This is a genomic window from Deltaproteobacteria bacterium (genome assembly GCA_009930495.1).
GTDB lineage: Bacteria > Desulfobacterota > Desulfovibrionia > Desulfovibrionales > Desulfomicrobiaceae > Desulfomicrobium.
This window is the reverse complement of sequence record RZYB01000051.1, coordinates 1-15,328: the sequence shown is the minus strand read 5'-3', so window position 1 is coordinate 15,328 and position 15,328 is coordinate 1. Positions and strand designations below refer to the sequence as shown.

At 61.7% G+C, this 15,328-nt stretch carries 13 protein-coding genes and 1 tRNA gene; 11 read left to right on the top strand and 3 right to left on the bottom strand.

All coding sequences use genetic code 11. From position 1 onward, the window contains the following. Nucleotides 1-2: 2 nt before the first annotated feature. Both EOL86_06445 and EOL86_06440 read right to left on the bottom strand, forming a co-directional pair. Nucleotides 3-78, bottom strand: a tRNA-Asn gene (locus EOL86_06445). A 41-nt stretch (nt 79-119) separates the two neighbouring features. Next, entirely contained in the window at nt 120-2,546 is a 2,427-nt protein-coding gene (locus EOL86_06440) for a diguanylate cyclase (protein ID NCD25213.1), read from the bottom strand. Between the two features lie 117 nt (nt 2,547-2,663). On the opposite strand from EOL86_06440, the gene EOL86_06435 reads away from it, so the two are divergent. From EOL86_06435 to proB, 8 genes are all read left to right on the top strand, one after another. Further along, nucleotides 2,664-3,293 (top strand): MBL fold metallo-hydrolase, encoded by a 630-nt coding sequence (locus EOL86_06435; GenBank protein ID NCD25212.1) that lies wholly within the window; start codon nt 2,664-2,666, stop codon nt 3,291-3,293. A gap of 251 nt (nt 3,294-3,544) precedes the next feature. Continuing rightward, a complete protein-coding gene (locus EOL86_06430) occupies nt 3,545-4,078 on the top strand; it encodes a flavodoxin family protein (GenBank protein NCD25211.1) in 534 nt (177 codons plus the stop codon). Then, on the top strand, nt 4,072-4,803 hold the full coding sequence (locus EOL86_06425) for a ComF family protein (GenBank protein NCD25210.1): 732 nt from the start codon (nt 4,072-4,074) through the stop codon (nt 4,801-4,803). The genes EOL86_06430 and EOL86_06425 overlap by 7 nt, the downstream gene beginning before the upstream one ends. Then, complete coding sequence (locus tag EOL86_06420; protein ID NCD25209.1) at nt 4,800-7,409, top strand: PAS domain-containing sensor histidine kinase; 2,610 nt, start codon at nt 4,800-4,802, stop codon at nt 7,407-7,409. Before EOL86_06425 ends, EOL86_06420 begins: the two co-directional genes overlap by 4 nt. A gap of 150 nt (nt 7,410-7,559) precedes the next feature. After that, a complete protein-coding gene (rplU, locus tag EOL86_06415; GenBank protein NCD25208.1) occupies nt 7,560-7,871 on the top strand; it encodes a 50S ribosomal protein L21 in 312 nt (103 codons plus the stop codon). Between the two features lie 15 nt (nt 7,872-7,886). Next, a complete protein-coding gene (locus EOL86_06410; protein NCD25207.1) occupies nt 7,887-8,153 on the top strand; it encodes a 50S ribosomal protein L27 in 267 nt (88 codons plus the stop codon). Nucleotides 8,154-8,282: 129 nt separating this feature from the next. Further along, nucleotides 8,283-9,323 (top strand): GTPase ObgE, encoded by a 1,041-nt coding sequence (obgE, locus tag EOL86_06405; protein ID NCD25206.1) that lies wholly within the window; start codon nt 8,283-8,285, stop codon nt 9,321-9,323. Beyond that, a complete protein-coding gene (gene proB, locus EOL86_06400; GenBank protein ID NCD25205.1) occupies nt 9,307-10,467 on the top strand; it encodes a glutamate 5-kinase in 1,161 nt (386 codons plus the stop codon). Before obgE ends, proB begins: the two co-directional genes overlap by 17 nt. A 232-nt stretch (nt 10,468-10,699) precedes the next feature. Here proB and EOL86_06395 read toward each other — a convergent pair whose 3' ends face one another. Continuing rightward, nucleotides 10,700-11,416: a thiamine diphosphokinase gene (locus EOL86_06395; GenBank protein ID NCD25204.1), complete on the bottom strand. Its 717-nt coding sequence runs from the start codon at nt 11,414-11,416 to the stop codon at nt 10,700-10,702. A 22-nt stretch (nt 11,417-11,438) separates the two neighbouring features. Here EOL86_06395 and EOL86_06390 point away from each other — a divergent pair, with 22 nt between their 5' ends. From EOL86_06390 to EOL86_06380, 3 genes are read left to right on the top strand one after another with little or no spacing between them, the layout of a single operon-like run. After that, the gene (locus tag EOL86_06390; GenBank protein ID NCD25203.1) at nt 11,439-12,710 is read left to right on the top strand and encodes a diguanylate cyclase; all 1,272 of its coding nucleotides are present in this window, start codon (nt 11,439-11,441) and stop codon (nt 12,708-12,710) included. A gap of 2 nt (nt 12,711-12,712) precedes the next feature. Beyond that, on the top strand, nt 12,713-14,110 hold the full coding sequence (locus tag EOL86_06385; GenBank protein ID NCD25202.1) for an aminopeptidase P family protein: 1,398 nt from the start codon (nt 12,713-12,715) through the stop codon (nt 14,108-14,110). Beyond that, entirely contained in the window at nt 14,104-14,961 is an 858-nt protein-coding gene (locus EOL86_06380; GenBank protein NCD25201.1) for a histidinol-phosphatase HisJ family protein, read from the top strand. The genes EOL86_06385 and EOL86_06380 overlap by 7 nt, the downstream gene beginning before the upstream one ends. Nucleotides 14,962-15,328: the final 367 nt, after the last annotated feature.

Sequence of the window (15,328 nt, the reverse complement as noted above, 5' to 3'; positions counted from 1 at the left end):
TCTGGCTCCCCGGGACAGATTTGAACTGCCGACAGGGTGGTTAACAGCCACCTGCTCTGCCAACTGAGCTACCGGGGAACGCTCGTGAGGTGCCTCTTTAGGCAAAGGGCTGGCCGCTGTCAACAGGTTTGGGCCAGGGCGCGGATTTTTGTTTGCGCGGCCTCGTCATGCTTGCCCTGGCGATCCAGCGCCGAGATCAGGACCTCCCAAAAAGCCGGGACATCGCTTTTGAGATGAACGCTTTGCCGGGCCAGGGATTCGGCGATTTCCGGATCGTCGCCGTGTTCGAGGTAGATCGTGGCCAGCAGATGGAAGGACTGGGCGTCCTGGGGGTTGGCGGTGACGGCTTGGTGCAGGTATTCGCGGGCCAGATCCAGTTCCCCCCGCCGGAACGCCAGCCGGGCGAGATAACGGGCGGCCAGACGGTCTCCCTCGGGCAGGACCTGGACCCGTTCGTGGAGAGCCCGGGCCGTGTCGAGGTCGCCGGCTTCCTCGGCCATGAGCCCCAGCCTGGCCAGGGCGTAGACATGGTCGGGCTGGATGGCCAGGACCGCCTCGAAGGAATGCCGGGCCGCGTCGGGGTCGCCGTCCTTGAGGCAGGCGCAGCCGTGATTGTAGAGAGACATGACGTGCTTGGGATCGCGGTGCGTCAGATCCTGGAACGTGGCCCTGGCCATGGCGAATTTGCCCAGGCGGGCGTAGCAGATGCCCAGGGAATTGCGGGCCAGGATGTTGCCGTCGTCAGCGGACAGGGCCTTTTTGTATTCCGCGATGGCGTCGAAAAGGTCGTCCTGGGAAAAGAGGCGGTCGGCGCTGATGTTCAGGGACACGGAGTCGAAACAGGCGATCTTGTTTGGCAGCATGGCCGCGTGGTCCATGGCCTTGCGCACGTTTTCCAGAATTTCGGAGCGGGTGTAGTCCAGGAAGGGAAAGGTGGCGATACCGACGGTTGCCGCCAGGCCGGTCAGGCGTTCGTCGTCGAGCAGTTCGCCAACGCCTCGAACACAGTCTTTCTGGTCCATGTCGGGCACATAATACATGATGCCACGGAGACTATGCCGGCCGCCCAGGGCCTGGCCGCCGAACAGCGCCGTCGCGCGGGCGGCCAGGATCTGGATGTGCTGCTCGTCCTTCATTTGCGCCATGGGGGAGCGCCCGCCATGAGGGACTTCCAGGCGGATCAGGATCATGCAGAAGTTTTTGGCCCGAGCGCGGGCGGCGGCCCAGGCGTGCAGAAAATCCCGGTATGGGAGGAGCCCGGTCAAGGGATCCTTGTGCGTCCGACGATCCCCGGGCTGGATTTGTTCCGCCAGGCCCGAGTGTTCGTCGACCAGGGTCAGACGGTCGCCTGCCGCCATGTCCCAGTCCGGATCGGTTTGAACCAGGATTTCGGCCACGGCCATTTCATCCTGGACCTCGATCAGGGATATTTCTCCCTTGCACATGGGCGGGTAGTGTCCGAGCGCGGCCGCGTCCCGGTCGCCGCCCGTGATCCCATCACCGTTGAATTTTTGGGACCAGACCAGGAAGCGTTGTCCTTCATGGGCGTTCACGCTTCGCCCCAGGTTGATGGCCATGCGGCTCATGGGCAGGGTTTCCAGGATCACGCCGCCCTGGGTCAGAATCTGGCTGAAGGAATAAACGTGACCACGACCGTCCGTCTTGGCCGTGGCCAGGGCTTTGGCCGCTTTTTCCACAATCAGGCGACATTGTTCCCGCCGGCTTTTTTGAAGATGATCCCCCCGCAGGTCCTGGGGGTAGTTCACGCAGCCGATGCTGCTCGAAAGGGTGACTTCCTCGCGCAGCGGAGAGAATCGCGCCGAAACCGTGTTCAGCTCTTTTCCGAGTTTGTCGGCCAGGTCGAGCAGTCTGGCCCGGGACGCCTGGGGCCAGAACACGGCAAAGGTGTCGCCATCCAAACGACAAAGCAGGGTTTGTCGAGGGCAGATTGCCCGCATGCGTTCCGCGGCCAGCCTGAGCAGGTCGTCGCCGAAGAGGTGCCCGTGGGTTTTGTTGATTTGCCCGAAGCGGTCCAGGCCGGCCAGGATGAGACCGAAGCAGGCGCTGTGCGCGGGCAGGGTTTCGTCGGCCACCGTGTCCGGGCCGGGCATGATGGCTCCGATGATACCGGCGATTTCCCGGTCAATGGCCTGATCCAGGCAAAGGCGGTTGAAGAGGCCGGTCAGCGGATCGGTGATGGCCTGTTTGCGGAGCAGGATTTGCTCCAGGCACAGGGACGCCATGACCGGCATGTAGGCCAGGGATGGCCGGACCGCGTCCGCGTCCATGCCCCGTGCCACGAAGATGGCCAGCATCCGACCGCCATGGACCAGGGGGAGGCGCAGCCGGTCATGGTCCAGGCGGGCTTGGCCGTGCGGATGATCGGGGGTCGGTCCCATGTCTTCGGGCGGGGTGGTTGGGAAAATCAGGCTGTGGGAGCGGAAAGGAATAAGCCCCCCGAGGGCGGTTTTCAGAACCGGCTCGTATTCGATGATGTCCTGGCGGGTCAGGGCCTTGGGTTCGAGGGTCAAGAAGGCTGTGTTCATGCGTGGTTCCGTGGTGGTATGCCCCTGGTGCTTGCCCGAAGCCCCACCCCTTGTCCAGAAAGCAGAATTGTGTTTTGCCCCGAAGGCAACTACATCTGCCGGGAAATGGAGGAAAGAATGCTGCATGTGACGACCATGGAACTGGGTGTCCTGGAGACCAACTGCTATGTCGTGCACGACGATCATGAGGCCGTGGTCATCGATCCGGGCGGGGAGCCGGACAAGATTCTGTCTTTTTTGCGGGCCAACGCCTTGACCCTGACGGTGATTTTGAACACCCACCTGCATTTCGACCATATCCAGGGCAACGCGGGCTTGGCCGAGGCCACGGGGGCCCCGATCCTGGCCAGTTCGCGCGATGCCTTTCTGCTGGACACGGAATTGGGGGGCGGCGGCATGATGGGCTTTCCGCGTACTCCTGCGTTTCATTTCGAGCCCTTGGAAGAAGGGGAGCATGCGTGGTTGTCCACGTCCTGCCTGGTGCTGGCCACCCCGGGACACAGTCCTGGCAGCATGTCGTTTTATTTCATGGAGCTGTCTGCGGTTTTCGCCGGCGACCTGCTTTTTTACCGCTCGGTGGGGCGGACCGATTTTCCGGGCAGTTCCGAGTCGGAATTGATGCGCTCGGTGCGGACCAAGATTTTCACGCTTCCGGCCGAAACCGTGGTGTATCCCGGCCATGGCCCCCGGACCACCGTCGGGACCGAATCCTTGAACAATCCGTTTTTCACCGAATTTGTCCGTTAGGAGGGCGCCGTGCCAAACGAGCATGATTTTCGTGATAAATGTTGAGGTGTTGGATCGGAGGCCAGTTGGTATCTACGATTCAGTCGAACAGAGCGGCAGGTGTTTCTGGTACGGCCCGGGGTCGTGCCCCAGCTCGAAAACGCATTATACATCGAGCCCGACTGGACCCTGAACCTGGTCCAGGAGGGAGAATTCGTGCGCGCTGAATTCACGCGCAAACCCAGATCGTGACGTGTCCGCTTGTCATTTCCATGAGCCCCAGAGCCGGCGGCAACAGTGACGCCGCCGCCGACATTCTGGCCGATCTCGTGGCCGGAACGGTGCTCCGGCTGCGGGATTTTTCTGTGCGCCCCTGTGTCGGGTGCGGCGCCTGCGCCCGTGACGGGCACTGCGTGCTCGCCGACACGGACCAGGCGGAAGAACTTTTCGCCCATGTCGAAAGCGCTTCCGGGCTGATTTTGACCGCGCCCGTGTATTTCTATCATCTCCCGGCCCAGGCCAAGGCCTGGGTCGATCGTTCCCAAAGTCGCTACCTGGCCCGGGAAGCGGGTCTTCGTCCTCGCGCTTCGCGGCGCCGGGCCTTTGCCGCGCTCGTGGCGGGTCGACCACGTGGGGAGCGGCTTTTCGAGGGTGTTTTGCCCACCTTGCGGTATTTTTTGGATGTTTTTGATTTCGATCTCGTTGACACCGTGCGAGTCGGTGGCGTCGACGGCATGGGCGCGTTGCTGGGCAGCTCCTCGGCCAAGCGCGCCGTGCGGGATTTGGGGCGACGGATTACATGGTAGGCATGTCCTGCTTGTCGCGCCGGGTTCTCTGCAACCTCCTGAGCGCCGCCGGTCGACGGTGCCAGGTGTGCGCCGCTGTCCTGCCCGACGCCCGCCATGGCTTGTTGTGCGCGGACTGTGCCCGGCTGCTCGCTCCCCGTCGCGGCGGTTATTGTCCCCGCTGTGGCATTTGCTTCGCCGATCCGTCCGCTTCCATCCATGCCTGCCTGGCCTGCCGCGTGAGCGCGCCACCTTGGAGCGGCGTCGCGTTTCATTCTCCCTATGCGGGCGTGCTCAAGGATTTGGTGCACCGTTTCAAGTTTGGCCGCGATCTGGGCGTGGCGCGGCTTCTGGGCGAGTTGTTGCATGACGCCTGGCTCGTGCATGGCCTGGACCTGCCCGATTTGCTCGTGCCCGTGCCCATGCGTCCTGGCCGTCTGGTTTGGCGGGGCTTCAATCAGAGCGTGGAACTGGCCAGGATGCTGGGCCGTCGCATTGGCGTGCCCGTGGTCGTGGATGGTCTGACCAAGATGCGCGATACCGTGCCCCAATCCACCCTGAATCGCGAGGAACGATCCCGCAACGTTGTCGGTGTTTTCATGGCGTCGTCACGGGTGGCGGGCAGGTCCGTGACCCTGGTCGATGATGTCATGACCACGGGTTCGACGCTGACCGCCTGTGCCAAGGCCTGTTTGGACGCGGGCGCGGCCTGTGTCAGCGTGGCCGTTTTGGGGAGGGCCCTGTGAAGCGGCTCTGGGGCGGGCATCCCGTGCGGGGGGCGGTGATCGCCATGCTGGTGTGCCTGTTCATGGGCATGGCCGCGTCCTTGGCCTTGGATGCTGTTCAGGACGTGGAGCGCCGTCGGTATCTGCATGTCCGGGATAATGGCGACGCCTATCGGGAATTGCTCGCCGTGGCGCGCATGGAGTTGAACGCGGCGGCGCTGGCCGCGCATTTGGCCGGGACCACCAGCGACGAGGCGGCGTTGGCCGGGCACGAGGCCAGCCTGGCGGAATCCCTGGTGCGGTTGCGTCAGGCATTGATGGTTCTGTGCCGGGGCGGCAAGTACGTCCGGTACGCAGGCGAGCGCGTCGGCGCGGTCGTTCAGGAAATCGAGTATTGGCCGGAGGACGGCTCCGACGCGCAGACCACGGCATTGGCCCTGGTCGTGGACGGGATTTCGGACCGGGCGTCCCGCCTAGTCCGGGAGCGGGGGCCACAAATCCAGTCCAGGCCAGTCACCGCCGAAGCAGAAAGGGGCTGTTGCGCCGAACTTTTTGCCAGGGCCCGGACACTGGCCGAAGGGCTGTATTTGGATGCCGTGGCACAAGGACGTCATGAACTGGACCATCACCATGAAAGATACCGGTCCTTGCAGCGTGCCGTTCTGGGAGGAGGCTTGGTGTTCGCTGTCCTGGCCGCGGGTCTGGGGTGGTCCGCCCTGGCCGGAACGCGCCGTCTGCTCGACAATCGGAAAGAGGACGCCGCCAATGTCGTCGAGGCACGAGCCGGCATGGATCGGATTTTGGAAGCCCTGCCCGTGGGCATCGTTCTCGTGGGGCACGACGACGCCATCCGTCGCGTGAATCTCGCCGCCACCAACCTGCTCGGCATCGGCTTCGATTGGTTGGAAGAGCGACAAACCCGGTGGAACATGTTTTGTCCGATGTCCTCCGCGCGCTTCGCGGACGCTCCCCGGCGGGTGGAAATTGAAAGCGAGGTGCGGCTGCGACGGCTTGACGGCGGATATATCGACGCCGTGAAGAGTTCCATTCCGGTCATGCTCGGCGGCGAAACCCTGACCCTGGAGGTGTTCGCGGACATTACCACCCGCAAGCGGGCCGAGAGAGCCCTGGAACAGGAAAAACAGCGGTTGGAGTCGGTGCTGGCCGGGATCGACGAGGGCGTGGCCCTGACCGATGACGCGGGGAGGATTCTGGAGATCAACGCATGCCTGATCCGGATTCTGGGATGTTCGAACGCCGACGTCACGGGCGCGCCGATTTATTCCCTGTTTTCCGATGACAGATTCCAGGCCGCCGTGCGCGGTGGCCTGGACAGCTTGCGGGAGAATCCTCGAAACAAGGTCCGGGAACTGCAACTGGAAGCCTTCCGGGACATGGACGTCATTGTCCGCATGCAGGCCGTGGTCGAGGGCGATCGTTTCGCGGGCATGATCGTCAGCGTCATCGAGGTCACGGAAATTATCGAGGCCAAGCGTCGGGTCGAGGCCGCCTCCCGGGCCAAGACCATGTTTTTGGCCAATGTCAGTCACGAAATCCGGACACCGCTCAACGCCATCATCGGCCTGGGAGAGGTTTTGTCACGGCTGGAACTTGGCGTGGAGCAGACCGAGTGCCTGGACGGCATCCGGGTCTGTGCCGACAACCTTCTGGCCATCATCAACGACATTCTCGATTTTTCCAAGATAGAGGCCGGCATGTTCAAGGTCGTGGCCGAGGACACGAGCCTGCCCGTGTTGCTGGACAAGGTCGCGGCCATGTTCATGGAGCAGGCGCGCAACAAGGGCCTTGGCTTTGCCGTGGTGACGACCACCGTGCCGAAGCTGGTTCGCGTGGATGGCGTTCGCCTGACCCAGATTCTGGTCAACCTAGTTGGCAACGCCCTCAAGTTCACGGCCGCTGGCGAGGTCGTCTTGGCCGTGCGGGGGCGCGCGGTGGGGGACGGATGCCGTGTGTCCTTTGTCGTGCACGACACGGGCATGGGCATCGAGGCCAAGCGGCAGGAGCGTGTTTTTTCTTCCTTTGAACAGGCCGATGGTTCCCTGACCCGGCAATACGGCGGCACTGGTCTGGGGTTGACCATCGCCCACGGTCTGGTCAGGCTCATGGGTGGTGCGGGGATCGCGCTGTGCAGCGCTCCGGATGACGGCAGCGCCTTTTCCTTCGTCCTGGACATGGACGTGCCCCGGCCGCGCGCGGCCCTGGTCGCGCCTGACGCGGATCGGTCGGCGATGCCCGATTTTTCGCGAATCCGTGTCCTGGCGGCCGAGGACAACCCCTTCAACCAGGCGCTGTTCCGAAAAATGCTCGCCGGATTGGGCGTGACCCGGATCGAGATCGTGGGCAACGGGCAGGCCGCCTTGGATTTGCTGGCGACCGATGCCGCGTTTGATATCATTTTCATGGACATCCAGATGCCCGTGCTCGACGGGCTGGAGGCGGCCAAGGCCATCCGGGCCATGGGCCTGTCCATTCCGATCATCGCCCTCACGGCCCATGTCCTGGACGCGGACCATTTGCGCAGCATGGACGCCGGCATGAACGGACATCTGCTCAAACCCTACAAGACCCAGGATCTCGTGGACGCCTTGCGGACCTGGTGCGTGTGAAGTTTTTTGTTGACGTCTCGGGAATGATCGTTTTATCCGCATTGTCCCTCTCGACAAATGTCCTGCTCCGGACATGCAGTATGGTCATGGTCTTGACGGGCTGCCTGCAAATGGGTAGCTACGTCGTTTACTATTTTGGAGGACGCGAAGATGTTTGCAATCGTGGAAACAGGCGGAAAGCAGTTCCGTGTAGAAGAAGGGCGCAGCCTGAAGGTCGCCAAGCTGGACGTGCAGGCTGGTGGGGAAATCACCCTGGACAAGGTGCTGCTGGTTGGAGCGGGCGCCGAGGTGAAGATAGGCCAGCCTTTTGTCGACGGCGCCTCCGTGCAGTGCGAGGTGGTCGATCACGGCCGCGACAAGAAAATTATTATTTTCAAGAAGAAACGCCGCAAGGATTATCGTAGAAAACAGGGACACCGTCAGGATTTCACGCTGTTGAAGGTGAAGTCCATTCAGGGCTAGTGTCAGGAGGAAATCATGGCTCATAAAAAAGCTGGTGGAAGTTCAAGAAACGGACGTGATAGCGCTGGTCAGCGACTGGGTGTGAAGAAGTTCGGCGGTCAGCCCGTTCTGGCGGGTAATATCCTCGTCCGGCAGCATGGAACCAAGGTGCATCCTGGCTCCAACGTTGGTGTTGGCAAGGATTTCACGCTTTTCGCCCTGATCGACGGTGTCGTGAAGTTCGAGAAGTACACCCGGAAAAATCAGGTCAAGACGCGGGTCAACGTCGTTCCCGCAGCCTAGACAGTTGCGTGGGCGTGGCGGTTTGCGTTTCGCGACCGATGGCGCCGTGGCATACGCCTGCAAAGCCGCCTCAAGTTTTTCTTGGGCGGCTTTTTGCTGTCCGGCGTGGTCCGGACCGAGGAGAATTGCATGAGATTTGTTGACGAGGCCCGGATCATCATCCGCTCCGGACATGGTGGAAACGGGTGTGTTTCGTTTCGCCGCGAGAAATATGTGCCCCGTGGTGGCCCGGATGGCGGTGACGGTGGCAAGGGCGGGGATGTCATCTTCCGCGCGACCACCAATCTTTTGACCCTGTACGATTATCGCCATGCCGCCGTGCAGGAGGCCGAAAACGGTCGTCCCGGTTCCGGCCGGCTGTGCTTTGGCCGGGCTGGCGCGGACAGGATTATCGAGGTGCCGGTGGGTACCCAGGTGTTCGAGGAGGCCGAGGATGGCGAAAACCTGGTGGCCGACATGACCCAGGCCGGCCAGGAGATCGTGGTCGCGCGGGGTGGTCGTGGAGGCAAGGGCAATGCCCATTTCAAATCCTCGACCATGCAGGTGCCCCGTTTCGCCCAGCCCGGCGAGGACGGCGAGGAAAAATACATCCGCCTGGAATTGAAGGTTTTTGCCGACGTCGGGTTGCTGGGTTTGCCCAACGCGGGCAAGTCGACCTTTATTTCGCGGATTTCCGCCGCGCGGCCCAAGATCGCGGCCTATCCGTTCACCACTCTGTCCCCCAATCTGGGCGTGGTTCTTGACGAGCACGGTCGGAAGCTGGTGGTGGCGGACATTCCCGGCTTGATCGAGGGCGCCCATGCGGGCCAGGGACTGGGGCATACCTTTTTGCGGCACGTGGAGCGATCCCGCTTTTTGGTGCATATTCTGAGCATCGAGGATGTGCATGTGGACGATCCGTTGGCGGGTTTCCACATCCTGGACGAGGAATTGCGCCAGTTCGATCCGGCCCTGGCCCAGAAACCGCAGCTACGGGTCGTCAATAAGATCGACACCGTGGACGAGGCGAGGCTGGCCGAGATACGGGCCGCCTTTGACCGTCTGGGAGTTCACGTGTACTTCATGTCCGCGTTGCAGGAAACCGGTGTTTCCGACGTGCTGGACGCCATGTGGGCCATGCACGCGGAATTGGGGATGGAGGGTGGAAGCGAGGATGGAACGGACGACTGATTGGCGCGAACGGCGCCGACGGACTCTGGAAAAGGCCAAGCGGGTCATCGTCAAGGTTGGGAGCGCCGTGCTGACCACCGACAAGGGGCTGGACGCGCGCGTGGTCAACCGACTGGCCGACCAGATCGCGGGTTTGCACGATCGAGGCCTGGAAATCGTGCTGGTCACTTCCGGAGCCGTGGCCGCGGGGCGTTGTGTCTTGGGCCCCGAGGCCGCGACCGGATGCATGGTGCACAAGCAGGCCGCTTCGGCCGTGGGCCAGAGCCGGCTCATGCACAGCTATGACGAGGCGTTCGAGCGCTATGGCAAGATCACGGCCCAGGTTCTCTTGACTCGGGACGATTTGCGGAGTCGCGAGCGGTTTTTGAACGCCCGCAACACCATGTGCCGGTTGCTGGATTGGCGGGTCATCCCCATTGTCAACGAGAACGACACCGTGGCCGTGCAGGAATTGAAGCTCAAGTTCGGCGACAACGATGCCTTGTCGGCCATGGTCGCTAATTTGATCGGCGCTGATCTGATCATCAATCTGACGTCCGCCGCGGGCGTTTTCGACGACAACCCCCTGGACAATCCCGAAGCGCGTTTCGTGGCCTGCATCGAGGACATCGCGGACATGAATCTGCAATCCATGTGCCGGGGCAAGACCGGCGCCGGAACCGGCGGCATGCTCAGCAAGCTCATGGCCGCGCGCCGCGCGGCCCGGATCGGGGTGCCGACGCTCATTGTCTCGGGCCAGGAAAAATTTGTCCTGGAACGGGTTTTCAACTTGGAAGAGCTGGGTACCTGGATCGCTCCGACCCAAAAAATGCTTTCTGGCCGCAAGTTTTGGCTGGCCTATCATCTGGACCCGGCTGGGACCCTGATTGTGGACGATGGCGCTGTCCGGGCCCTGAAAACCGAGGGACGCAGCTTGTTGGCGGCCGGGATCAGCGATGTCGACGGGAATTTCGGCATGGGCGCGCTGGTCAAGATTGTCAGTCTTGGCGGGGAAACGGTCGGCGTCGGGTTGTCCAATTTCAAGGCCGCTGAATTGCGCAAGATCCGAGGGCTGAGCAGCGCCGAGATCGAGGGCGTGCTCGGGCCCTGCCCGCATCGGGAAGTGGTTCACCGGGACAATATGGTGCTGGATAACGCCCTGTAGGTTGGTATTTTTTGTGCCGGCCTTGGTCCTGCCGATTTTCGGAGGACGGTTCATTTCGGCCAAATTTTTTTTGAGCTCGAATTTGTGTCATGCATGGAAAATCGCGGCGCGGCCCTTACGGAAAAGAGGGCCGCGCCGTTTTTTTGTGTATCGGGCCTGGCTGACGGGCCGTGTCCGGTCTCCTGGTCGCGGCGATGATCGGGACGGGCAGGGCGGGGACGCAGCCGTGGGTTCAGACGTCGTGCAGATGAAAGACGAGCAGCCGACCGTGGCGCAAACGTACTTGGGCCAGGGACGAGGTCAGGACATTGCTCATTCCCCATGTGGAGGCAAAATTCAGGGTGGCCTCGCGTAGCGGATATTCCAGACCGGTCAGGGTCACGCCCCGGACTTCCGGTGTGACGGGCACCAGGGACAGGGTGTCTCCGACGCACCCGGTCAGGTTCAGGACCGAATCCGTCATGTGGATGGTTTGATCCGCGTTCGTGACGCAGGCCGGGATCCCCCGGTCCAGGCATCGGGCCAGAAGCAGGACGTTGGCCAGGGTGTGGTCCAGGCGGCCGCCGGTCATGCCCAAAAAGGTGATTCGCGTCGCTCCGCCGGAAAAGGCCAGGTCCATGGCGAGTTCCAGGTCCGTGGCGTCCTTTTTGGCGGGATGGGGATGCAGGGTGACGCCGGTTTCTTGATACGTCCTGAGCGTGTCGGGGGCGATGGAGTCCATGTCGCCGATCACGATGTGGGGCTGGATGTCCAGCGCCAGTAGATGCCGGCTGCCGCCATCCACGCCGACTAGGCAATCCGCGCCGGCGACCAGGTCGCGGATGTGGGGGGAAGGAGTGCAGCTCCCGTTGGCGAAAAGAATCCAATGCATGGGGGTTCCGTGTGGTTGATGGGCGCTCTTGCTGTTTGATTTTCGAGCGGTTACAGCCCTAAAAGATAATCGGCTCATCTCGACAAATCAAGGACGTGTCATGGCTGCTCAAATGGCGAACGTGCTGGTGGTGGATGACAGCAGGATGTTTTCGCAGGTCGTTGTCCAAAAATTGGAACAGACCATTACCGGGCGGATTTTCGCGGCGGGGACGCTGGCGGAAACCGTCGTCTTGTTGGATGCGCACGCATTCGACGTGGCCATGCTGGATTTGAACCTGCCCGACGCTCCTTCGGGCGAGGTGGTGGATCTGGTGCTTGCGCGGGGCATCCCGGTCATTGTGTTCGCCGGCGACTGCACGGACCAGACCCGAAGACGCCTGTGGTCCAAGAACATCGTGGACTACGTGGTCAAGGAGGGCGGCGAGAGTCTGCGTTACGCGGTGCGTCAGGCCCGGCGGATCATCATGAACAAGAGCCTGAAAATCCTGGTGATCGAGGATTCCGAGATGGTGCGTGGACTCATCGCGGGACTGCTGCGGGTTCATCGGTACCAGGTGTTGGAAGCGGAGAACGGCCTGGAGGGGTTGCGGGTTTTGCACGAGCATCCAGATATCCGGCTCATCATCACGGATTATGAGATGCCGAAAATGGACGGGGTGAGGTTTATCCGCCGCGTGCGAGAACGGTATCCCAAGGAGGAGTTGGCGATCATTGGCATTTCCAGTCATGAGCTGGAGTTTTTGTCCGCCCGGTTTCTGAAGAGCGGGGCCAATGATTTTTTAACCAAGCCGTTTTCCAGCGAGGAGTTTTACTGTCGCGTTTCCCAGAACATGGACCTGCTGGAGTATATCCGGACGATCAAGGACTATTCCGAGCGGGATTTTCTGACGGGCCTGTGCAATCGGCGGTATCTTTTCGAGCACGGTCCGGAACGGATTCGCGTTGCCCAGAAAAAGGGTTTGCTGGTCTGCGTGGCCATGCTTGATATCGATCATTTCAAGCGCATCAACGATGATTTTGGGCATGACGCGGGCGACGCGGTCCTTGCCTGGCTCGGGGTCAGGTTGCGTGACCGGTTTGGGGCGCATGGGATCGTGGCCCGTTTGGGCGGGGAGGAATTTTGCCTGCTGTGCGTGGACCCGCCCCTTGATTTTCGGCTTGATCTGGACCGGTTTCGGGCTGAGATCGCAGCCGGGTCGTGTCCGGTTGGGGATACGGTCGTGAACTTTTCCTTGAGCGTGGGACTGCGCGTTTCCAGGGACGAGAGTTTGGAAACCATGTTGAAAAAAGCCGACGGGCTTTTGTACGCGGCCAAAACCAACGGTCGAGACAGGCTTGAATTTTCCTCGAACAACAACGTTTCGGAGTGACGATGTTTGCCCCTTCCGTCTATGAGAGCCGTCGCGCCGCCCTGATGGGGCGCGTTGGGTCCGGTTTGATTCTTCTGGTCGGCAACCGCTTGATCGGCATGAATTATCGCGCCAATACCTATCCGTTTCGTCAGGATGGATCTTTCTTGTATTTTACGGGCCTGGATGAACCCGATTTGCTTTTGCTCCTGGACTGCGACAGTGGCGACGCCCGGCTCCATGGCCCGGCACTTGGGCTGGAACACGCGATCTGGAGCGGGCCGAGCCCGTCGTTGGAAGACTTGGCGACGCGCGCCGGCTTGACCTGCGGCGCGGGCCTGGACAAAGCCCGGGCCTCGTGCCGTGGGGCCTTGGCCCAAGGGCGCACGATTCATTACCTTCCGACCTATCAGGATGGGCAGACCCTGGCTTTGGCCCGGTTTTTGGGCCATGACCCCGAGCGCCTTGAACGGGAGGCGTCCCAAATTTTGATCGCGGCCGTGGTGGGGTTGCGTGGCCCTAAATCCGCCGACGAGGTCTCGGAAATCCGGTCCGCCATCGCCGTGTCCGCCGAGGCCTACGAACTGTTGATGCGCGAGTGCCGCCCTGGCGTGTCGGAAATGGAGCTATTTGGGCACATGCAGGGGTTGGTGCTCTCCCAGGGATGCGCCGAAGCCTTTCCCACGATTTTGACCCGACAGGGGGAGGTGTTGCACAATCATTCCCATGATCGGGAATTGGTGGCGGGTGATTTGCTGCTGGTGGATTCGGGTGTTCGCTCCAAGATGGGCTACGCGTCGGACATTACCCGGACCCTGCCCGTGTCCGGGTGCATGACCGCGCGGCAACGCGATATTTATGATCTGGTCGTGGCGGCCCAGGGCGCGGGCGTGGCCCGCATGGCGCCGGATGTCCCCTTTTTGGAGTGTCATTTGGCCGCGGCCAGGGTCATTGCCGAGGGGTTGCGGGATTTGGGTCTCATGCGCGGTAATCCGGACGAAGCCGTTGCGGCCGGAGCCCATGCGTTGTTCTTTCCGCATGGGTTGGGGCACATGTTGGGTCTTGATGTCCATGACATGGAAGGGCTGGGCGAGGATCACGTTGGGTACGACCAGGGCTTCCGGCGTTCCCAACAATTTGGACTGTCTGGCCTGCGCATGGCCAGACCGCTGCGGCCTGGTTTTGTCATGACCGTCGAGCCCGGCATTTATTTTATTCCGCCGCTTGTGGCGCGTTGGCGGGAGCAACGCCTGCACGATGCCTTTATCGATTATGCGGCCGTGGAGACGTGGTTTGGCTTTGGCGGCATCCGCATCGAAGACGATGTTCTGGTCACGGACACGGGAATCGAAGTGCTCAGCGTCGGTATTCCCAAACAATCGGACGAGGTTTGCGCCCGCATGGTTGCCTGCCGATGCTGAAGTCCAGCCTGCACGGCGGCCATAGCGGTCAGTTTTGCGACCATGCCCGGGATAGTTTGGCCGAAATGGTTGCCACGTATCATGCCCAAGGATTTGAGTGTGTTGGCTTGGCCGAGCACATGCCGCCGCCTGCCGATGCCTGGCTCTATCCGGATGAAGTCGCGTTGGGCCGGTCGGCCTCCTGGATGCAGACCCGTTTTGCGGCCTATGTGCGCGAAGCGCGGCGTCTGGCCGAGGAATACGCGGGCCGGATGCGGATTTTCGTGGGCATGGAGAGCGAGTGGTATCCGGGGTGTGAGTCATGGGTGAGGCGGCTGCGGGCCGATCATGGCTTGGACTATGTGGTGGGCTCGGTGCACCACGTCCGGGGCGTGTGCTTTGATTATTCCCGCGACACCTATGCCCAGGCCGTGGCCGCCTGCGGTGGCCTGGCCGCCCTGTATGCCGACTATTTCGATGCCCACCTGGAGATGCTGCATGGCGTCGAACCGGAAGTGGTTGGACACTTTGATTTGATTCGCCTTTACGATCCGAATTACCGCGACACGCTGGCCGTTGGCGAAGTCTGGGCGCGGGTCGTGCGCAATCTGGACTGGGCGCGGGATCATGGCGCGGTGTTGGATTTCAATGCGCGCGCCCTGCTCAAGGGTCAGGCCGAGCCCTATGTCTGCGCGCCCATCCTAAATGAAGCCGGGCGCGTGGGCATCAAGGCGGCATATGGCGATGATGCCCATGGCTGTGCCGATGTGGGTCACGGGTGGGAGGTTTGCGCTCAAGCCTTGTATCAGCGAGGCATGGCCCTTGCGGAATTCGCGCCGGCAGTGCTCAGCGGCGGAGATCCTGAAGCATGATTCGGGGCGTGGTTCTCCAGGCTTTCCACAGGCGGCGGCTGGAGTAGGCCAAACCTGTTCCGACCATGACGTAGATGCCGGTCTTGAGATCGCGCTCCAGGGCGGATGTGCTCACCAGACGGCCAAGGAGCATCATCATGACGATGAGTCCCCAGTTTTTGAACGAAAAAAGGCCGCCAAGGCATGCCCGTGAAGGTTTTTGCCGGATGTGGACGACAATTTTGTCCGCGATCTTGTCAAACACATAGCGGCTTTTGAGCATGCCTAGGGTCAGGCCGATGATGGTGGTCAGGATGATGATGGGCAACGATGCTTCCCGATCAAGGTAGAGGCCCTTGCACGCCAGGAAAATTCCCAGACAGAACCA